Source organism: Streptomyces sp. NPDC005784 (assembly GCF_042871525.1).
In the GTDB taxonomy this organism is placed as follows: domain Bacteria; phylum Actinomycetota; class Actinomycetes; order Streptomycetales; family Streptomycetaceae; genus Streptomyces.
Window position 1 is genome coordinate 88237 of the sequence record NZ_JBIAIQ010000018.1, and the last position, 19713, is coordinate 107949.

The window sequence follows — 19713 nt, forward strand, 5'->3', positions numbered from 1 at the left end:
CCGGTTCACGGTCGGACGGCCGCCGCCGCTGGTGCGCGGCGGCGGCCGTGGTCGCAAGGACGCGAGGCCCCCCGGGCCATCGTGTTCTCGCGCGCTGCCCTCCGCGGCGGCGGGGTTGCGGGAGCACCCCGAGTGGAAACGCCAGGAGGACGGAAGCTGGAGCCGCGCACTCCGACGATGCGGCTCCGGCCGGCCTCGATCGCGACTCGGGGGCTGGGAGCCTGGGGAGGGGACTTGCCGGTTCCGTCGAAACCCGACACGAAGTCCCGCCTGCCCTGTCGGGAGCCTAGAGCAGATGCAGGACGAGCGGAACAGGGCGTGCCGTACGCGTTCCCGCCTCGCGGCGGCTTCGGCACCTGGCAGGCACGGCCGGCAGAGGGTGTCCACCCGCCCGGACACCGCACGGGTCACCCGCGGCGCCCGCGGTCCCGCCGGTCCTCGCGGTTCCAGCGCGCTCGGTGCTGACGGTTGTAGCGGCGGTCCCAGCGGTCCTGACGCTCCCGGCGGTCCCGGTAGTCCTGGTACTCGGCGAAGTCCGACCCGCCGCCACGACCCCGGCGACCGCCACCACGGCCGTATCGGGTGGCTCCGAAGACCAACACGGCCGCGGCGACCCACCAGATGGGGTTCAGGAATCCGAAGCCGAACAGGACGACGATCAGGACGAGCAGCAGAACGAACACAGCGGGCCTCCCCGAGAGCGGAACACAGCATCGGTACCGGGGACTGGGGCCTCACCCCACAGCGTAGTCCTGCCCGAGGACTGCCGGTAGCGCGCGACACATCGTCTACTGCCGTATGTCGACGGCCACTTGGCGGCCGCTGAGGAAATACGGGCAGGGCCGGCGTGCGATCCGCCCCCCTGCCTCGGTACAGCGATCCCGGCACGGCTCGGTGGAGGGAGCATGTACTGCCGCCGACCATGCCGCGCCGTGCCGCGCCTTGCCGTGCCGTGCCATGCCATGCCATGCCGGAAAAATGTCTGAAATGCACGGACCGCAGTACCGTTGGTTCTGGGTTGGTTCACTCTCACGTGCAACCGCCCGGAAGGGCGGCTCCGGCGTGTTTGCGCCGGAGCCGTTGGCTCACTCCTCGGGAGGGTGCCGCGCCTGGAAGGGACGGTGTGCACGTCCGGTCCTGTCCGTCCCGGTCCAGTCGGAGGAAGGCGTTCGGACGACGGCGCTCTTCCTTCTCCTCGTCCTCGCCACCGTCGTCCTGGGGGTCCGTCCGACGTGGCGTGGGAGTAACGTGGAGGCATCGAGAGTACTTCGCACACGGCCGCCATGCCCGTGTCGTTCTCGGCGAGTGACGACGCCGGGCCGCCACCTCGAGCGGCGGCCGGGAGACAGGTGCCCGCGATGTCCGCGACCACCGACCACCCCACGCTGCGGATCGCGCCCTTCAGGGCTCCGACCGCTCGTCTCGCACTGAAATCCGTCAGTACGTCCCGAGGCTCTCTCGATGGTGCTTGGTGGCCCCGCTCGCGGAACCTCACTCATGAACTCTCCGCTCTGGCCGACGTACTGGACCCCCTGTCCGGACGGATCACCCGGATCGCCGTCAACCCGACGTACTGGCCGACCATGGCGAGCAGCGTTCCCGTCAACGGTCACCTGGTGAAGGTCCGTTGGTTCACGACGGAGCTGGACCCCCACAAGATCCTGGTGCTTTCCCACACCACGGGCAGCTGGAACCTGCTGGTGGTACCACCGGAGGCCGACGCCGCGGCGGCCGAACGCCTGATGACGGCCGCGAGCGACAGCTCCGGCCCTCCCACGACCGCGAGCGCGCTCATGGCCGCGGAACACGCCCTCCACGGCGGTTCCGTGGCTGACCGGGAGCGTGATTCCGAGGACACCTGGGAGGACGGGGATGTCATCTCCCGCCACCGGACAGCCGGTGCCCGGCCGAGCCGCCTGATCACGGCGAAGTGAGCGTCACGGTCACCGCCGTGGCCTTCAGCTCCATACTGATCCTTGTCGTTGTGGCCACCCGTGTGATCACGCGCCTCGGCGCACAGCGCGCGGGGAGCAGCGGCCCTCGCGCGTACGGCGGCCCACCGGCCGGAAGGAACATCCCGGACCGGCCGTCGGGCAACCAGTTTCGGGACGCTCCGCCAGACCCGCCATGGCCGGCCCCCGGCTCCGCACCCGGGACGTCGGCCGGGCGCTGAACTCCCGGCGCCGAACGCCTGGTTTACCCCGTCGGCTCCTGCTGCCACCATGCCGAGTCCGGGGATGACCGTCCCACGGCCCCGGGGGGAGAGGCTCAGATGGCAGAGGTGTACTTGCGCAGGCTGTCCCGATGGCAGGCCGAGCAGCAGCGGGACGCCGTGGCGGACGTCCATGTGGCGGCCTACCACGGGGCTGCGGGGGCGGAATACCGCGGCCGCCAGGGCTTTCTGAGCCGCTTCGAACAGCATGTGCAACGCCCCGCCTTCGACATGGCGGTCGCCGACATGGGCGGCCTGGTCGGCTGCGCCTACGGGTTCCGGATCGCCCGAACCGGTGACTGGTGGTCGGGCTTTCGAGGAGAGCTGCCCACGGACATCGAGGAACTCACCGCCTCGGGCCGTACGTTTCTGTTGGCCGAGTTGATGGTGCTGCCGGCCCACCGCCGCACCGGCATCGCGACGCGCCTGGGTGAGTGGCTGCTGTCCCGCCTCGACACCGATCTGGTCGTCGCGGCCGTCGACGGGTCCGGCAACGACGGCCGCGAGAGCGCGGCGGCGGGGACCCTGCGCGCCTGGGGCTGGTCGACGCTCGGCGAACTCGACTGCCACGCCCGTTCGGACTCCGGACCAGACGTCGGTTCCGGTCGGGCCAGGGCCGCTCGGGAGGTGTGGATCCGCAGGCCGCCGCGGTGATCCGACGCGGCCCCGCGAAGCGAGCCGTCGCTCGGCGGTGCCGTGCACGGGTGGTACCGCCCCACGCTCTCCCGTGCGCAGAGAGGCTCCCCCGTCGGTCCGGACACGGACGAGCCACCCGTGTGGCGCGGGCGCCCGGAGCCGGGGCTGTCAGCAGTCGCCGGCCGCCGCGGCCGCCATCAGCGGCTCGGCGTCCGCCGCGTCGACCTCCGGCGGCACGACCAGCAGTTCCCTACGGCCCCGGCCCTGGCTGAGCAGACTGATGGTGTGTCGCCCGTGCGGCCCGGTCGACCTGCGCAGCAGTACGACGTGGTTGGCGACCAGCATGCGTCCGGGCGACATCGGCCACATCGCCGTATTGACGGTCACGGCGGTGATCTGTCCCCACAGACGGGGCAACGTGCCGATCAGAAGCGGGAGTTCACCGAGGAGATCGCGCGAGCGGGGCCACCATGCCCCGTCGATGCGCCGGGGCAGGGCGCTGTGCGGCGCCAGCCGCACGCGGGCGAGAGGCAGGGAGGGCAGGGGTTCGACGACAGTCGCCATGGAAACTCCGGTCTGGGGGCACGCCTGCGGTGTACCGATGGCTCGCGCCGCGACCCGGCGGCGAGCGGGACGGCTCGGTCGAGCCGAGGGACGGGCAGGACTCCTTGAGCTCGTCGGCCTCGGTGCGAACCGCACGGCCGGGGACCAGGGGGCTGCCTTCGTACAGGGGTGCGCGGGCCCTCAATCGATGACCGCGTTCCCGTTGCCGCTCTGCTCGTCGTAGACAGGGCACGGGTGAGATGTGCGCGCCTCTCGACACTCCGCCTCGGAGTGGGCGTCGGCTCTGGCGTCCGTGCGTCGGCCCGCACGGCGTGGCTGGATCGGCCGGGAGAGTCCGGCCGCCGCACAGCCGAGCGGAGGGCGAACGCCTTCGGCCGTCATGGGGCGGCATCTGCTCCGGGCGATGAGCCGCCCGGCGTCGTCCTGCGCCGGGGACGAGACCGGCCCGATCACCGGCGTACGACGTGCCCTCGGTTCCCCCACCGTACCCCGCCCGCCGGAAAACGGGACTCCGGAGACCGCACGTCTTGCGTAACCGCCGCCCACGCCAAGCCCGTTGCAGCCTTCGCGCCGGTCGCCCCGCGTCCGGTCCCCGTCATGGGATCTGCCGACAGCGCGGGTGTCGGCCGGGAGATGCCCGGGAGCCGTCCGGGGGAGCCCCTCCCCCGGACGGCTCCCGACACCACCGGCCTTGCTCCGCGCGCCCCGGGCCGCCCGCTCCCCCTCGGGCGAGGCCGCTGCGAGACGTACGGTCTCACCAGCCCTACGGATAGACGTACGTGTTCAGCGTGTTCACCGCGGAGGCGGGATCGCCCAGGTCGTAGCGGTCGACGGCGAGGTAGTTGGGCTTCTTGCGGGCGGCCGGCCGGCAGAAGCGGCGGGCCCGGTCGGCGAGTTTGGTGTTGTCCGTGCCGGCGGTTCCGGAGAGGGTGGCGTCGCGGAAGTGGTTCATGACGAAGAGGGGGCGGAAGCCCGTCTCGGTGCGGGTGAGCGGTACGTTCGTGCCCGCGTCGTACCAGCGGCTGTAGCAGGACCAGTCGGAGGAGCCGAGGCCCGAGCCCATGGACCAGTAGTTCTCGACGGTCCATTCGCGCTGGTACATGACGCCGAAGCTGTCACGCGTGAGTCCGGCGGACTCGTCGGAGGCACGGCTGTGGTCGGTGAAGATGAGCAGGCGGTGGCCGGCGGCGGTCAGATCGGCGAGCTTCGGCCAGCCGTTCTCGCGCACGCCGGTCAGATCGGGACGGTAGAGGACGTCGGACAGGCCGTTCACGCGGGCGAGTTCGGCCCGCAGGACGCCCGGGTCGACGTAGTCCTCCATGAATACGGTGACGAACTGGTCGGGGTGCTGCTTGAGGAAGTCGACCATGCGCTGGAGGTCGACCCAGAGCGCGACCGGCTTGCTGACGAGCGTGCAGCTGTCGTGACAGAGGATCGCGCCGTCGGGGGTCTGGTGCAGGTCGAGCATGAACCCGCGGACACCGTCGGCGAGTTGCTGGTTGATACCGCGGGTCTGATTGGGCACCAGGTTGACGAAGGGCGGGGCGAATCCGCCGTCGACACCGTTCGCGTAGGCGTTGTGGGCGGTGAGGAACGTGACCTGGTCAAGGGTGCGTTGGTCCTGCGGCGGCATCGGCCGGGTCGCGGGGGCGACCGGCGTGAGATACCAGGAGGCGAGGCCGCCAGGCGACCCGATCGCCAGCTGGGCGGGGTAGTTGGAGCCGGGGGGCTTGGCTGCCACCGTCAAGAACCGTTCCGTCCCGGGGGCCTTGAGCAAGTACTGGTCGGCGCCGCTCGGCTTCACCTCCCACCCGGCGTCCGCGCTGGTACAGGCGACGGTCCGGGCCTGGTCGCCCGAGCGGCCCAGACAACTGCCCGCGGTGTCGGCGCTTTCCAGGACGAAGGAGGAGCCGCTCGGGCGCAAGGTCCACTGCTGATGGTCCTCGTTGCCCTTGGGGTTGTGCTGGACGACCGCACCCGCGCTGTCGGCGGCGTTCAGCCCCGTGGTGGCGCTCTGGACGTAATAGGCGCCCTCGGCGGGGACTTCGGCGGCGTCGGCGGGCGCGGGGACGGCGAAGACGGTGCTCAGTACTGCGGTGGCGGCGAGCAGGGAGCGTCGGCTCGGTCTCATGGCACGTGATCCCTTCCTGTGGGGAGCATGAGCATGCCATGTTGCTGTGAGCATCGGCGGTACGGATCGCGTCGACGGTCGCGGTCGCTCTCGCGTCCACCATCGTGGTCGGCCCCGCGCCGGCACTGGCGTCAGGTCCCGCGCCGGGGGTCTCCGTCGGCGGCCCCGGTCCGGGGCGACGCCCAGGCTCTCGGGCGCGGAGGAACGACCCGGTCTCACGGCCGACGCGGTTTCGGCGCGCCGCCGTTCACCCTGCGAGCCGGGTCAGGGGCTGCCGTAAGGAGTGCCGGGGTGTTCGATCCGCGTGGCGAACGCGGTGATGTCGGCGACCACGCGTTCGGGCTGTTCCCAGTGGACGACATGGCCAGTGCCTTCGTAGGCGACGAAGGCGGCACCGTGGACGGCGTCCAGGATGGTCTGCTGGTCGACGCGGGGAAGGAACTCGTCCTGTTCGCCCCAGATGACGAGGGTGGGCACCAGGATGCCCGCGAGGGTCGCACCTAGATCGGCGTCGAGGAGACCGCGCACGGTCTCCCTCCAGACGTACGCGGGGAGTTTGAGGTTCTCCTCGACCATGGTCTCGATGAACCCCCGGGCGATCGGGCGGGCCGCCGTGCCGGCCAGGAAGTCCTCGACGAACGCGCGGGGCACAGGGTCGGAGAGGTCTTCGAGAGACTTCCCCATCGCGGCCGCCGCCGGCTTGTCCGCGAGAGTGCCGGGGACGCCGAGCAGAACCAGACCCGCGATGCGGTCGGGGTAGGTGCCGGCGACGATCCGGGCCGGTACGCCGCCGCTTGACGCCCCGACCAGCAGGGCGCGGGGGATGTCGACCGCGTCCAGGAAGGCCACCAGGTCGGCGGCGAAGTCGTCGGGGGTGTAGCCCTCCGGAGGCCGGTCGGCATCGCCGTGCCCGCGCTGCGTGGGCGCGTAGCCGTGCAGGGACGCCGGAAGGCGCCTCAGAAGGGGCTCGAAGGACCACCAGGAGTCGGCCAGACCGTGCACGAAGACGACCGGTGTACCACTGGGGTAGCCGGCCTCGGCGTACGGGAGGGTGGGCCCTTCCCGCAGTTGCGCTGACTTCAGGGAGATCACGGTCACGGCACTCTGCCTCCTTCCGCCCGGCCACCGGGGTCCGGGAACCCGGGAGCGGAGAGCGAGCGGCGATCACTTCCGACAGTACCGAGGGGCGGCGCGCGCCGCGCTGCGAAAGGCCGGGCCGGGCCGCTCGGATGAAACGGAGCATGCGGGCGGGCACTGCTCCGGGTGGGTGACTCCAAGGGGCCGGTGGAGGGCCCGAGGGGGACCCGGCACCCTGGACGAGCCGCCGTGTCCCGTGCGGACACGATCCACCGCGTCCCGTGGAGACCGGGGACGGGTACCTCCGCCGTACACAGGGGCCGCCCTGCGCAGGGGCCGCCGACGCAGGACCGCCCCACGCAGGGGCCGCCGTACGCAACAGCTGCCGTGCCCGGGAGCCGCCGTACCCACAACCTGGGCGATCGGGCTAATGTGTCCGTCGTAGTACCGGACACGGGGTGCCCCGTCCGAGGGCTGAGATCACACCCGTCGAACCTGAACCAGTTCGTACTGGCGGAGGGATGTCTTCCATGCCATTGGCGCATGTTTCCGGCGGGCTGCCCGCCGACGGCCGGCCCGCCGTCTTCGACGGACGGATGCCCGCCGCACCCGGCGACCTGCGGGTGGAGGGGCACGGCATCGATCCGGTCCCCGAGAACAACCGGTACGGCGGCGCCGGGCGCCTGTTCACCGTGTGGTTCGCTCCGAACCTGACGATGACGGGCGTGTTCACCGGAACCATCGGCATCGCGCTGGGCCTGGACTTCGGTACCGCCCTCGCGGCGGTGGTCCTCGGGACCGTGCTCGGCGCGCTGCCCACCGCCTACCTCAGCACCTGGGGCGGCCTCACCGGCACCGGCCAACTCCCGCTCGCACGGCTCGCGTTCGGCCGGGCGGTGGTGCTGCCCGGGATGCTCCAGTGGCTGTCCTCGGTCGCCTGGGACGCGCTGATCGGGCTGTTCGGCGGGGACGCGCTGGCGCGGCTGTGCGGCTGGCCGTTCTGGCTCGGCGTGCTCGTCATGATGCTTGCCCAGGGGGCTCTCGGCATCCTCGGCTACGAGGCGATCCACCGCCTGCAGATCATCATGACGTTCGTGCTCGCCATCGCGTTCGCGGTGATCGCCTGGCGCATGCTGGACGGCGTCCATCCGGCGGCGACCGGGGCCGCGACCGGCGCCGACCGCGCGGGCGCGTTCGTGCTCACCAGCACCATCGCGCTCAGCCTCTCGCTGTCCTGGGCGCCGTACGCCGGTGACTTCAGCCGCTATCTGCCGCGCACCACGTCCCGACCGCGGATGTTCTGGTGCACCCTGCTCGGCCTCGTCGTGTCCTTCGTCGCCGTGCAGGTTCTCGGCCTGTGGGGCGCGTCGGTGCTGACCGACCAGACGGCGGCGGGCGTGGACGTGCTGCTGGGCGGCGGGACGGCGGGCGCGTTCGGGCTGCTGGCCGTGGCCCTGGCGGCCGTGTGCAGCAACGCGATGAACGACTACAGCGGTTCGCTGGCGCTGCAGACCCTGGGCGTGCGGATACCGCGCCCGGTGGCCGCCGCCCTGGCCGCCGGGCTCGGCTTCCCGCTGGTGCTCTGGATGCACGCCGCCGACACCACGGCCCGCTTCCAGAACGTGCTGCTGTTCGTGGGCTATTGGATCCCCGGGTTCGTCGCGATCGTCGTCGTCGACTGGATCGCCCGCGGGCGGGAGCGCGGCGGCGCCCCGGTCGACGTCGCCGTCGAGATCTCCCGTCCGCGCTCCGGATGGCCGTCGCTGGTCGCCTTCGTCGCGGCGTTCGGCGCGGCCGTGCCGTTCATGGACACCGGCCTGTACGTCGGTCCGGTGGCCGACGCGCTGCACGGCGCCGATCTCTCGTACTACGTGGCGTTCGTCGTCGCCCTCGCCCTCTACGCCCCACTGCGGCTGCGTCGCCGGGTCTGAGGGCTGTCCGTCGCTCCGCCGGTCGAGAGCCTCGCGCCCGAACCCGAACCCGAGAGGAACCTCGTATGGCCACTCCGCCCCGCGTCCTGACGATCGCCGGATCCGACTCCGGCGGAGGTGCCGGAATCCAGGCCGACCTGAAGACCATGCTCGCGCTGGGCGCCCATGGGATGAGCGTGCTCACCGCGGTGACCGCGCAGAACTCCGTGGGTGTGCAGGGCGCCTGGGAACTGTCCGAGGAGGCGGTACGCGCCCAGTACCGCAGTGTGGTCGACGACATCGGCGTCCAGGCCGTGAAGACCGGGATGCTCTCGTCGCCCGGCCTGGTCACGACGGTCGCCGAGCTGCTGTCCGACGTGGGCGCCCCGGTCGTCGTGGACCCCGTGAGCGTCTCCAAGCACGGGGACCGGCTGTTGGCCGATGACGCGCTGGATGCCGCACGGACCCTGTTGCTGCCGCGGGCGACGGTGGCCACCCCGAATCTCGACGAGGTCGCGCAGCTCACCGGGGTGAAGGTGAAGGACGAGGAGGGCATGCGCCGGGCCGCCGACCGGCTGCTCACGTACGGTCCCCGTTGGGTGCTGGTCAAGGGGGGCCATCTGCCGGGACAGGCCGTCGATCTGCTCACCGACGGAACGGCGGAGCACTGGCTGCGCGCGCCGCGCCACGACAACCGGCACACGCACGGCACCGGGTGCACGCTCGCCTCGGCCATCGCGGTGGGCCTGGCCGAGGGCCTTTCGGTGCCGGAGGCCGTACGGCGGGCCAAGGAGTACGTGACCGCCGCGATCGAGGCCGGTTTCGCGCTCGGCGCCGGCATCGGACCGGTGGACCACGGGTGGCGACTGCGCCGAACCGGCTGACCGCCGACCGGAGTTCCGGAGTTCCGGAGCGTCCGCCTCCGCACGTCGCCCGGAGACCCGGGTCCGCGATCCGGCGCACCACCTGCCTCGGAAGGTGAACACCTCGGCCCCTGTCGTGCGTACTGATCGGCACAGCGACAGTCGTCTGCTCGCCCGTCAGGGACGCGGGCAGGCAGATCCGGATCCAAGGAGCACACCATGAAGGCGACCGCGCAGATCGGCGTCACAGGGCTCGCGGTGATGGGCCGCAATCTGGCCCGCAACTTCGCCCGGAACGGCTACACCGTCGCCGTCCACAACCGCACCCCCGCACGCACCAAGGCACTGGTCGAGGAGTTCGGGCATGAGGGCGCCTTCGTGGCGGCCGAGTCGGCCGAGGAGTTCGTGGCCGCACTGGAGCGGCCCCGCCGCCTGATGATCATGGTGCAGGCGGGTGCGGCCACCGACGCCGTCATAGAGGAGTTCGCCCCGCTGCTCGAGACCGGCGACATGATCATCGACGGTGGCAACGCCCACTTCACCGACACCCGGCGCCGTGAACAGTCACTGCGCGAACGGGGCATCCACTTCGTCGGCGCGGGTGTGTCCGGCGGCGAGGAGGGCGCCCTGCACGGGCCGAGCATCATGCCCGGCGGCTCCCCTGAGTCGTACGCCTCGCTCGGCCCGATGTTCGAGTCGATCAGCGCGAAGGTGGACGGCGAGCCCTGCGCCACGCACATCGGCACGGACGGCGCCGGACACTTCGTCAAGATGGTGCACAACGGCATCGAGTACGCCGACATGCAGCTGATCGGCGAGGCCTACGACCTGCTCCGCCGCGTGGGCGGCTACACACCGGCGCAGATCGCGGAGATCTTCCGGCGCTGGAACAAGGGCCGCCTCGACTCGTACCTGATCGAGATCACCGCCGAGGTCCTCGCGCACACGGACGCCTCCACCGGGGAGCCGTTCGTGGACGTCGTGGTCGACGCCGCGGGGCAGAAGGGCACCGGCCGCTGGACCGTGCAGACCGCCCTCGACCTCGGCTCTCCGGTCACCGCCATCGCGCAGGCGACCTTCGCCCGCGCGGCCTCCAGTCAGGGCGGACTGCGCGCCGCCTACCGCGGTCTGCCCGGCGGCACCCACTGGGACCTGTCCGGAACCGAGGCCGAGCGGTTCACCAGTCAGGTCGAACACGCCCTGTACGCATCGAAGTTGATCGCCTACGACCAGGGCTGGAAGATGATCCTGGACGCGGCGGCCGAATACGGCTGGGACATCGACCTCGGCGAGGTGGCGAAGATCTGGCGCGGCGGCTGCATCATCCGCGCGGCGTTCCTCGACCGTATCCGCGCCGCGTACGCCGTCGATCCGGGCCTGGTCAGCCTGCTCTCGGACGCGGGGTTCGCCACCGAGATCAAGGACGCCCAGGTCCCGTGGCGCGAGGTCATCTCCATCGCCACCCGCAGAGGCGTCCCGGTGCCCGCGTTCTCCGCCGCCCTGTCCTACTACGACACCCTGCGCGCCGACCGGCTGCCCGCCGCCCTCACCCAGGGCCAGCGCGACTTCTTCGGCGCCCACACCTACCGGCGCACCGACCGCAAGGGCAGTTTCCACACGCTGTGGGGCGAGACCACCCGGGGTGAGACCGAGGTCCTGTGACGCCCGACCGGCCATGAGCCGGAGCGGAGCAGGCCCCGTGTCCGTGCGACGGACCGCTGCGCCGCAGCCCGATGGCCCCGCCGGAAACCTTCCCGGTGTCCGGCGGGGCGATCCGCCCCTGTTCAGTCCTCGCGGGTGCCCTGGAGTATCCGGCCGATGACGGCCGCGGCCTGGTCCGGGTGCCCGTCGAGCCAGCTGCCGAGGTGCTCGCGGACGGCCTCCGCGACGCAGGTACGCACGGCGTCACCTCCCAGCCGGCCGCGCGTGGCGCCTTCGAACTCAAGGTGGTCCAACTTGACGGAGACGACCGCTGTCAGGCCCTCGCTGATCCGGTCGGCGCCGAGGTCGGGGTCCACCGCCGTCAGGTGCCGTCGCTCTCGTGCGTAGGCGTTGATCGCGCCTGCCACCCCGTCGCGCAGGCCCGCCATGTGCGTTCCGCCTTCGGGAGTGGTCAGGCTGTTGGCGAAGCCCTGGACGCGCTCCTGGCGGGATCCGTACCACTGGAGGGCCGCCTCCACCGTCCCCTCCATCCGCGGGTCCTCCGTCGCGAAGGCCAGGACGTCGGGGTGAACGGGTGCCCCCGCCCGCGCACCGAGGAAGGCGACGAGGTCCCGTGGTCCGCCCGGGTACCGGAACCGCTCCGACCGAGACCCGCCGGGCGAGCGCTCGTCGCTGAGGGAGATGTCCAAGTCCCCGTACACATAGGCCAGTTCCCTGAAGCGCCGGGCCAGCGTGTCGAACGAACACTCCACCGTCTCGAAGATCTCCGCGTCCGGCAGGAAGGTGATGGTGGTCCCGCTTCCGGTCACCGGCCCCGCCGCGGTGGGCGGGGTGAGCGGGACACCGCGCGCGTACTCCTGGACCCGGCGGACGCCCTCGCGCCGCACCTCGGCCGTCAGGCGGCTCGAGAGGGCGTTGGTGACACAGAGCCCCCCCCGCCGAAGGTGGTCATGGCCACATCGTGACGGCCTCCGGGCTGCGCCCCGGCCTGCGGACGCGTCAACAGTGCTCCGAGCCCTGGGCCCTCGGCGTCCGCGTCGGTCTCGAAGGCGATGCCCGGTCCGTCGTCGGAGACGCGCACGCCGCCGTGTGAGGTGAGGACGATGCCGACGGCGCGGGCTCGGCCCGCCAGGACCTCGTTCACCGCGCGGCCGACGACCTCGAACACCATGTGGTGCAGGCCCCGTTCGCCAGTCGAGCCCACGTACATCCCGGGCCGCTTCCGGATGGCTTCCCGTCCTTCCAGCACCTGGATGTGGGTGGCGTCGTACCTGATGGCTTCCTCGTTCATGCGGGCCCCCTCCGAGCGTGTCCAACAGTGCCCCCAGGCTACTGAGGAACTCGGAAAGCACCAGGTCAGAGCCATTTGACCAACGGCGCAGGCGGGCACGCGCCCGCCTGGGTGGAGGCGGTTGGCCCAGGGGGGCGGGAACCGTGACGGCAGTGCGGCCGGGGGCCCGCCGAGGCGGCGTACAAGCCCGTTCCTCGCGGCCCCGGGGCCACCGATTCAGGTGGGTGGCACCCCCGTCCAGAACACCGCGTCCGCCCGCCCGGCTCCCCTCGCCGGTGCCGGCCCGGCGTTCGAAGGCCCTTGCTTGCGGGGCGAATTCACTGGGCGGCGAGTCCGTACGACCTGAACTGGCCCCGGACGCGTTCGACCAAAGCGGGGTCGGGAACAGGGTTGTCCTGCAAGGGGAAAGGAATGCCCAGGGCTTCGTATTTGGGGGCGCCCAGTTTGTGGAAGGGCAGGACGTCCACGCGGTCGACGTTTCCGAGGCCGGAGAGGAAGCGGGCCAGTCCCTCAATGGGCTCGGGGGCGTCGGTCCGGCCGGGCACGAGGACGTAGCGGATCCATACCGGGATGCCGAGGCGGTCCAACCTGGTGGCGAAGTTGAGCGTGGGGGCGAGTTCGCCGCCGGTCAGTTTGCGATAGGCGGCGACGTCGAAGGACTTGATGTCGAGGAGCACCAGGTCGGTGTCGGCGAGGAGTTGGTCGGTGGCGCGGGCGCCGAGGAAGCCGGAGGTGTCCAGGGCGGTGTGCAGTCCTGCCTCCTTGCAGCGGCGCAGCAGCGCGCCGGTGAAGGCGGACTGGAGCAGGGGCTCGCCACCCGTGATGGTCACGCCTCCCCCGGCGGCCGTGACGAACGGCCGGTACTTCTCGATCTCCGCCATCACCTCGTCGACGGTGGCCTCCCGCCCGTCCCGCATGTGCCAGGTGTCGGGATTGGCGCAGTAGAGGCAGCGCAGCGGGCAGCCGTTGACGAAGAGGACGAACCGGGTCCCGGGACCGTCGACGCCGGTGGACAGGTCCCAGGAGTGGATCCGGCCCGTCGTCATGGTCCTCACAGCGTTCCGTGGAAGGTTCGGCTGATCACGTCGAGCTGCTGTTCGCGGGTCAGGCGGACGAAGTTGACGGCGTAGCCGGAGACCCGGATGGTCAACTCCGGGTACTTGTCCGGGTGTTCCATCGCGTCCTCCAGGGTGGCCCGGTCCAGGACGTTGACGTTCATGTGGAAGCCGCCGGAGGCCATGTACGCGTCGAGGATGCCGACCAGATGGCCGGCGCGCTCGCCGGGCACGTGTCCCAGGCCCTCCGGGGTGATCGTCGTCGTCAGCGAGATGCCGTCGCGGGCGTGCTCGTAGGGCAGTTTGGCGACGGAGAGCGCGGAGGCGGCCACCCCGTGCCGGTCGCGGCCGTTCATCGGGTTGGCTCCGGGCGCGAAGGGCTGTCCGGCGCGGCGGCCGTCGGGTGTGTTGCCGGTGTGCTTGCCGTAGACCACGTTCGAGGTGATCGTCAGGACCGACTGGGTGTGTTCGGCGTCCCGGTAGGTGGGGTGCTCGCGCAGCTTCGTCATGAAGGCGTCCACCAGGCCGACGGCGATGGTGTCGGCCCGATCGTCGTTGTTCCCGTACGTCGGGAAGTCGCCCTCGATCTCGTAGTCCACGGCCAGTCCGGTCTCGTCGCGGATCACCTTGACCCGGGCGTACTTGACGGCGGACAGGCTGTCGGCGGCAACGGAGAGGCCGGCGATGCCACAGGCCATGAAGCGGTGCACGGGATGGTCGTGGAGCGCCATCTCGATGCGCTCGTAGGCGTACTTGTCGTGCATGTAATGGATGACGTTGAGCGCGTCGACGTACGTCTCCGCCAACCAGTCCAGCATCCCGTCGTACGCCTTCGACAGCTCCTCGAACTCCAGATACTCGCCGGTCAGGGCCGGTGCCTCGGGGGTGATCCGCTCGCCGCTGATCTCGTCCCGGCCGCCGTTGATCGCGTACAGCAGCGCCTTGGCGAGGTTGACCCGTGCGCCGAAGAACTGCATCTGCCTGCCGACGGCCATCGCGGAGACACAGCAGGCGATCGCGGTGTCGTCGCCGGTGCGGGGGCGCATCAGCTCGTCGGACTCGTACTGGACAGCACTGGTGTCGACGGAGACCTTGGCGCAGAACTCCTTGAAACCGGACGGGAGACGGGGCGACCACAGCACGGTGAGGTTGGGCTCGGGGGCCGGACCCAGGTTGTAGAGCGTCTGCAGGAAGCGGAAGGAGGTACGGGTGACGAGCGGGCGGCCGTCCGCGCCGATGCCGCCGATGGATTCCGTGACCCACGTCGGATCACCGGAGAACAGCGCGTCGTACTCGGGGGTGCGCAGGAACCGTACGATGCGCAGCTTGATCACGAAGTCGTCGATCAGTTCCTGGGCGTGGGTCTCGTCGAGGACGCCCGCGGCCAGGTCGCGCTGGAGGTACACGTCCAGGAAGGTCGAGGTGCGGCCCAGCGACATCGCCGCGCCGTTCTGCTCCTTCACTGCGGCGAGATAGCCCAAGTAGAGCCACTGCACGGCCTCGTGGGCGGTGCCGGCGGGGCGGGAGACGTCGCAGCCGTAGGTGGCGGCCATCCGGGTCAGCTCACCCAACGCCTTGATCTGCTCGGCGAGTTCCTCGCGGTCGCGGATGATGTGCTCGGTCGACGGCGCGGCGTCGAGTCCGGCGCGCTCCGCGCGCTTGGCCGCGATGAGCCGGGTGGTGCCGTACAGCGCCACGCGTCGGTAGTCGCCGATGATGCGGCCACGGCCGTACGCGTCGGGCAGACCGGTGATGATGCCGGCCTTGCGGGCGGCACGCATCGAGGGGGTGTACGCGTCGAAGACGCCGTCGTTGTGGGTCTTGCGGTAGGTCCCGAAGACGCGGGTGACGAAGTCGTCGGGCTCGTAGCCGTACGCCTTCAGTCCGCTCTCGACCATCCGCAGACCGCCGTTGGGCATGATGGCGCGCTTGAGCGGCGCGTCGGTCTGCAGGCCGACGATCAACTCCCGCTCGCGGTCGATGTATCCGGGCGCGTGCGAGGTGATCGTCGAGGGGGTCGTGGTGTCGACGTCGAGGATTCCCCTGCGCCGCTCCTCCGGGAAGAGTGCGCTGACCGTGCTCCATACGGCCCGGGTGCGCTCGGTCGGGCCGGTCAGGAAGGCCGCGTCTCCTTCGTAGGGCGTGTAGTTGGCCTGGATGAAGTCGCGGACGTCGACGCGCTCGCGCCACGCCGTCCCGGCGAAGCCCCGCCATGCCTCCGCCGTCCGGACTCCGGCCGTCGTCGTTGTGGTCATCGCCGGTCTCCCCTCGCACTGTGTCGAATGTTCCGCGCTCTCGATACTTGTCGTGCCGGGTGACCCGGGCGAGGGCCGGACAGTACCGGCCGGGCCGCCGAACGCCCTCGTCCGAGGGCCGTTCGGCCCACTCGGTGATCACGGCGTCGGTCCACCCACCGGGCGATCGCGACGTCGGATCGGATCGGTCGGATCGGTCGGATCGGTCGGATCGGTCGGATCGCCGGACGTTCCAGGCGTCAGGACGGCAGGTCAATGCCGTACAGCGTGCGGCCGCCTACGAGTTCCCGGCCGGTGACCAGTTCTGACGCGATCCGGATGAAGACGTCGTGGGGCGAGGCCACCCAGGAACGGGGTCCTGTCCGGGTCAGGCGATCGTGCTCGGCGGGATCGGTCACCACCACGGCTCGGCCCGTCACGACGACGCTCCAGCCGGAGTGCGCGGCCGCGTCCACCGCGTCGGCCTCGAACGCCACCACCACACCGTCGATGGAGCGGGCCAGTTCCGAGTCCGCCGACGTCCGCAGCACGACGGCGGACTCGGCGTCGAGACAGAAATTGACCGGCAGCACCGCGGGCAGGGCGTCCCGTGTGTGGACGACCCTGCCGATGAGCGCGTCGCCGAGCCGGTCCAGGCACTCCTGCCGGCCGAGTTCACGAAAGCCGTCGTTGGGATTCATGGCCCGACCCCACTCTCACGCGTTGAGGCGACACAGCGATACAGCGACATACGGTCAGACTCCGACAACGCGTGAAGGGGGGCCAGGGCCCATTGGTCCCCGGCGAACGGAGAGTGGCCGCTACCTGGCGCCGATGCGTCGCCGGGCCCGGGGTCCGTCGCCGATGCGTCGCCGAGCCCAGGGTCCGGATCAGAGCGCGGCGATCCGGCGCCCGGTGGTCCTTTCCTCGTCGACATGATCGGCCTCGAAGGCGGCATGGGATCCGGAGTGATCGGCGGCCCGGCCGGGGCCCGGCGACAGGTCGGCCGCGCCGCCGTGCAGGGCGGCGACGCCGGTGTCAGGGCGGCGGCGAGCCGGATCAGGACGCTCGTCCCGGGCATCGGTGTCCCTCCGGGCGGGTCGTCCACCCGAGGTGTCCACCAGCCGCTCCTGGCCGATCGCGCCTGCTCGATGATGACGCTTCGTGTCTGCTCGGACATGGCCCATCACTTCGTTCCGTCGGGGCGTCCCGACCGTCAGGGGGTCCCGACGATCAAGGCGGACAGCGCCTTCACGAAGACCTCCTCAGCTCGCGACATGACCCGGCACATGCGCCCTGACCGGGGCAGATGCTTCGCGCAGGGGTCGGTCGGTCCCCACCGCGGGACCGGGCGGCCCCCGCCACCGCTCGCGCGCGCCGCGATCCCCTTGCACTGTTGGGATGTAACGAGGAGGTGCGGTGCCATGCGCGGAGCACAGGGTGCGAGGCAGTGGTGCTGGCGCTGGCGGAGAAATCCGCTGCGTCGCCGTGACGACGTCTTCGAGGCGTGGATCGTGCTGATCGTCTGGACGGTGATGGTGCTGGGCGGCATCCTCGCCGGCCTGGTGACGGCCCATGCCGCCGACACGTCCTTCACGCGGCTGCGCCACGACCGGCACGCCGTCCCGGCCGTGCTGGTCGTCAGTACGGGTTCGGCGGTACCCGCCGGAGACGGCGGGGTCTACGACCATGTACGGGCGACGGTCCGGTGGACCGCGCCGGACGGGTCCCCCCGTATCGGCAGCGCCCTGGTGGAATCCGGGCACAAGGCCGGATCGCATGTGGTGATCTGGCTGGACGCACAGGGCCGGCCCACCACCGCGCCGCCGACCGCGAGCGCGGCGGCCACCGAGTCGAGCCTGCTGGGCATCGGCGCCGCTGTGGCCCTCGGCGGCCTCGTCTTCGGCGCCGGCGGCCTGGCGCGGTGGCGGCTCGACCAGCGGCGCTACGACCGGTGGGGACGCGAGTGGGAGCGGCTCGGACCTCAGTGGGGACACAAGACTCCGTGACCCGGCGCGCGGACCCGCGCGGAAGGAGGGATCACCATGGTGACTCCGATGCGAGCGCCGACACATCCCGTGAGGGTGAACGCACACCTCGACGCGCCACTGTCCCGGTGGCTGTGGCTGGTGAAGTGGCTCCTCGCCATACCGCACTACGTGGTGCTGTTCTTTCTCTGGATCGCCTTCACCGTGGTGAGCGTGATCGCGTTCTTCGCCATTCTCTTCACCGAGCGCTACCCCCGCGGGCTCTTCGACTTCAACGTCGGTGTGCTGCGGTGGAGTTGGCGGGTCGCCTACTACTCGTACGGCGCCCTCGGCACCGACCGGTATCCGCCGTTCAGTCTCGGTGAGGAACCGGACTACCCGGCGCGGCTCGACATCGCCTACCCGGAGCGGCTCTCCCGCGGCCTGGTGCTCGTGAAGTGGTGGCTTCTGGCGATTCCGCAGTACATCGTCGTCGGCTTCTTCCTCGGCGCCTCCCACCTCGGCTGGTGGGACGTCGGCCTCATCGGCGTCCTGACCATCTTCGCCGGCGTGGCACTGGCTTTCACCGAGAAGTACCCGAAGGACCTGTACGACCTGATCATGGGCCTCAACCGGTGGGCGCTGCGCGTGGCCGCCTACGCCGCCTTGATGACCGATGTCTATCCGCCGTTCCGCCTGGACCAGGGCGGCTCCGAGGAGAGCCCGTCCGAAGCGGGACTGTGGCAGGACCGGTGATCGGCGCCGGGCGGCACGCGGTTGGCCGGCCCGGCGGAGCCGAGGGATCCGCCCGGGCGTCCCGCCGCAAGGGCCCCGGGGCAGAGTGCCCCGGGGCCCTGAGTCGCCTGTCGGTGACCCGCGGTCGCGCGCCCGTACCGGTCAGTCGTGCGGGATCACCGCGACCGGTGCGGCGGAGTGGTGCAGTACCGCTTGTGTCACCGGTCCGATGTGGGCGCCGACCGGCGATTGCCGGTTGCGACGACCGACCACCACCAGCGCGGCCTTCCTCGACGCCTCCACGAGGTGGGGGCCCGCGCCTCCGATCACCGCCTGCTCACGCACCTCGACGCCGGGGAACTTCTCACGCCAGGGACTCAGGACCTCGGACAGCCGCTGCTGCGCCTCGGCGAGCAGCTCCGCGTCGACCGCCGCGTCGAAGGCTCCGCTGTAGCCGTAGTACGGCGGCAGACTCCAGCCGTGGACGACGCGCAGGTCCGTCGCCCTGCGGGCCGCCGCCCGGAAGGCGAACGCGATCACGGAGGCGTCCGCGTGCTCCAGGTCGAGCCCGAGGACGACATCCTCGGGCCCGGACGCCTCCGCGGGCCGCGCGTCGGCTCGTACGAGCACGATCGGCGTCCGGCTCCGGGCCACCACGGCCTGCGCGACGGAACCCGTCAGGAAACCGGCGACTCCGCTCAGGCCCCTTGACCCGAGCACCAGCAGCTCGGCTTCCTCCGCGGCGGCCAGCAGGACGGTGACGGGCTGCTCGGCGACCCTCTCTGCGGTGACGGACAGACCGGGGTGGTCCGCGGCGAGGTTGGCCGCGGTCTCGCGCGGCAGGCGTTCGGCCCATTCACGCTGCGGGTCCTCCGACGGCGGGGGAACCGCGACGCCGGCCAGCGGGCCGTACACGTACGGATGCCACAACCAGGCGTGCACGAGACGCAGTTGAGCGTCGGTGAGCCGGGCTTCACGGGCTGCCCACTCGGCTGCGGCGAGGCTCTCGGGCGAGCCGTCCAGACCGACGACGATGGTGCGGGACATCTGGGGACCTCCTTGAGGGATGCGTGATCAGTCTTGCGTTCGAACGAGCGCCGGAGGAGGGGCCACTGGTCCCCGATGGGGGCCGACCGGCCCATCCGGCACGGGACTTGACACCCCTCCGGGACGGTGTCCGCCGGTCGACCGGTGGCTGGGTCCATGGCTGCCCCCGGCGGACGGATGGCCGCGTGCAAGTCCGGGACGAAATCCGGGGCAATACCCGTCGAGACCGACCGTGGAGGCCGACCGTGGAGGCCGACCGTGGAGGCCGACCGTGGAGGCCGACCGCCGCGAGCCATGACCGTTGACGGACGGTCGGCCATTCCACGGCG

General features: G+C 71.3%; 18 protein-coding genes and 1 riboswitch. Of the genes, 7 read left to right on the forward strand and 11 right to left on the reverse strand.

The annotated features are described in order from the left end of the window. Window positions 1–407: 407 nt before the first annotated feature. Entirely contained in the window at window positions 408–683 is a 276-nt protein-coding gene (locus ACFYR3_RS26275; protein ID WP_389284844.1) for a hypothetical protein, read from the reverse strand. 675 nt (window positions 684–1358) lie between these two features. Here ACFYR3_RS26275 and ACFYR3_RS26280 point away from each other — a divergent pair. Further along, entirely contained in the window at window positions 1359–1934 is a 576-nt protein-coding gene (locus ACFYR3_RS26280) for a DUF5994 family protein (RefSeq protein ID WP_355852675.1), read from the forward strand. Between the two features lie 338 nt (window positions 1935–2272). Next, a complete protein-coding gene (locus tag ACFYR3_RS26285) occupies window positions 2273–2866 on the forward strand; it encodes a hypothetical protein (RefSeq protein WP_355852672.1) in 594 nt (197 codons plus the stop codon). A gap of 150 nt (window positions 2867–3016) precedes the next feature. Here the strand turns inward: ACFYR3_RS26285 and ACFYR3_RS26290 are convergent, their stop codons facing one another. From ACFYR3_RS26290 to ACFYR3_RS26300, 3 genes are all read right to left on the reverse strand, one after another. Beyond that, on the reverse strand, window positions 3017–3412 hold the full coding sequence (locus tag ACFYR3_RS26290; protein ID WP_355852670.1) for a DUF5994 family protein: 396 nt from the start codon (window positions 3410–3412) through the stop codon (window positions 3017–3019). A 763-nt stretch (window positions 3413–4175) separates the two neighbouring features. Continuing rightward, window positions 4176–5543: a phospholipase gene (locus tag ACFYR3_RS26295; protein WP_355852667.1), complete on the reverse strand. Its 1368-nt coding sequence runs from the start codon at window positions 5541–5543 to the stop codon at window positions 4176–4178. Between the two features lie 264 nt (window positions 5544–5807). Further along, window positions 5808–6641, reverse strand: coding sequence for an alpha/beta hydrolase (locus tag ACFYR3_RS26300; RefSeq protein WP_355852664.1), 834 nt, complete (start codon window positions 6639–6641; stop codon window positions 5808–5810). A 423-nt stretch (window positions 6642–7064) separates the two neighbouring features. After that, a riboswitch (TPP riboswitch) is annotated at window positions 7065–7159 on the forward strand. Between ACFYR3_RS26300 and ACFYR3_RS26305 the strand changes: the two genes are divergently transcribed. From ACFYR3_RS26305 to gndA, 3 genes are all read left to right on the forward strand, one after another. After that, window positions 7151–8551: a cytosine permease gene (locus tag ACFYR3_RS26305; RefSeq protein ID WP_355852661.1), complete on the forward strand. Its 1401-nt coding sequence runs from the start codon at window positions 7151–7153 to the stop codon at window positions 8549–8551. Its footprint overlaps the riboswitch before it by 9 nt. Window positions 8552–8616: 65 nt before the next feature. Beyond that, the gene (gene thiD / locus ACFYR3_RS26310; protein ID WP_389284845.1) at window positions 8617–9414 is read left to right on the forward strand and encodes a bifunctional hydroxymethylpyrimidine kinase/phosphomethylpyrimidine kinase; all 798 of its coding nucleotides are present in this window, start codon (window positions 8617–8619) and stop codon (window positions 9412–9414) included. A 198-nt stretch (window positions 9415–9612) separates the two neighbouring features. Beyond that, window positions 9613–11055, forward strand: a complete 1443-nt coding sequence (gndA, locus tag ACFYR3_RS26315; RefSeq protein WP_355852655.1) for an NADP-dependent phosphogluconate dehydrogenase — start codon at window positions 9613–9615, stop codon at window positions 11053–11055. A gap of 122 nt (window positions 11056–11177) precedes the next feature. Here gndA and ACFYR3_RS26320 read toward each other — a convergent pair whose 3' ends face one another. The 6 genes from ACFYR3_RS26320 to ACFYR3_RS26345 form a co-directional block, all read right to left on the reverse strand. Further along, window positions 11178–11942 (reverse strand): hypothetical protein, encoded by a 765-nt coding sequence (locus ACFYR3_RS26320; protein WP_355852652.1) that lies wholly within the window; start codon window positions 11940–11942, stop codon window positions 11178–11180. A gap of 8 nt (window positions 11943–11950) precedes the next feature. After that, complete coding sequence (locus ACFYR3_RS26325) at window positions 11951–12346, reverse strand: hypothetical protein (protein WP_389284846.1); 396 nt, start codon at window positions 12344–12346, stop codon at window positions 11951–11953. Window positions 12347–12663: 317 nt separating this feature from the next. Then, entirely contained in the window at window positions 12664–13392 is a 729-nt protein-coding gene (pflA, locus tag ACFYR3_RS26330; protein ID WP_355852646.1) for a pyruvate formate-lyase-activating protein, read from the reverse strand. 5 nt (window positions 13393–13397) lie between these two features. After that, complete coding sequence (gene pflB, locus ACFYR3_RS26335) at window positions 13398–15656, reverse strand: formate C-acetyltransferase (RefSeq protein WP_355852643.1); 2259 nt, start codon at window positions 15654–15656, stop codon at window positions 13398–13400. A 239-nt stretch (window positions 15657–15895) separates the two neighbouring features. After that, window positions 15896–16336, reverse strand: a complete 441-nt coding sequence (locus ACFYR3_RS26340) for a pyridoxamine 5'-phosphate oxidase family protein (RefSeq protein WP_389284847.1) — start codon at window positions 16334–16336, stop codon at window positions 15896–15898. 189 nt (window positions 16337–16525) lie between these two features. Next, entirely contained in the window at window positions 16526–16756 is a 231-nt protein-coding gene (locus tag ACFYR3_RS26345) for a hypothetical protein (RefSeq protein ID WP_389284848.1), read from the reverse strand. Between the two features lie 303 nt (window positions 16757–17059). On the opposite strand from ACFYR3_RS26345, the gene ACFYR3_RS26350 reads away from it, so the two are divergent. Both ACFYR3_RS26350 and ACFYR3_RS26355 read left to right on the forward strand, forming a co-directional pair. Then, complete coding sequence (locus tag ACFYR3_RS26350) at window positions 17060–17644, forward strand: hypothetical protein (RefSeq protein ID WP_355858909.1); 585 nt, start codon at window positions 17060–17062, stop codon at window positions 17642–17644. 36 nt (window positions 17645–17680) lie between these two features. After that, complete coding sequence (locus tag ACFYR3_RS26355) at window positions 17681–18358, forward strand: DUF4389 domain-containing protein (protein ID WP_389284849.1); 678 nt, start codon at window positions 17681–17683, stop codon at window positions 18356–18358. A 141-nt stretch (window positions 18359–18499) separates the two neighbouring features. On the opposite strand, the gene ACFYR3_RS26360 is transcribed toward ACFYR3_RS26355, so the two are convergent. Then, a complete protein-coding gene (locus ACFYR3_RS26360) occupies window positions 18500–19384 on the reverse strand; it encodes a universal stress protein (RefSeq protein ID WP_355858906.1) in 885 nt (294 codons plus the stop codon). Window positions 19385–19713 lie beyond the last annotated feature (329 nt).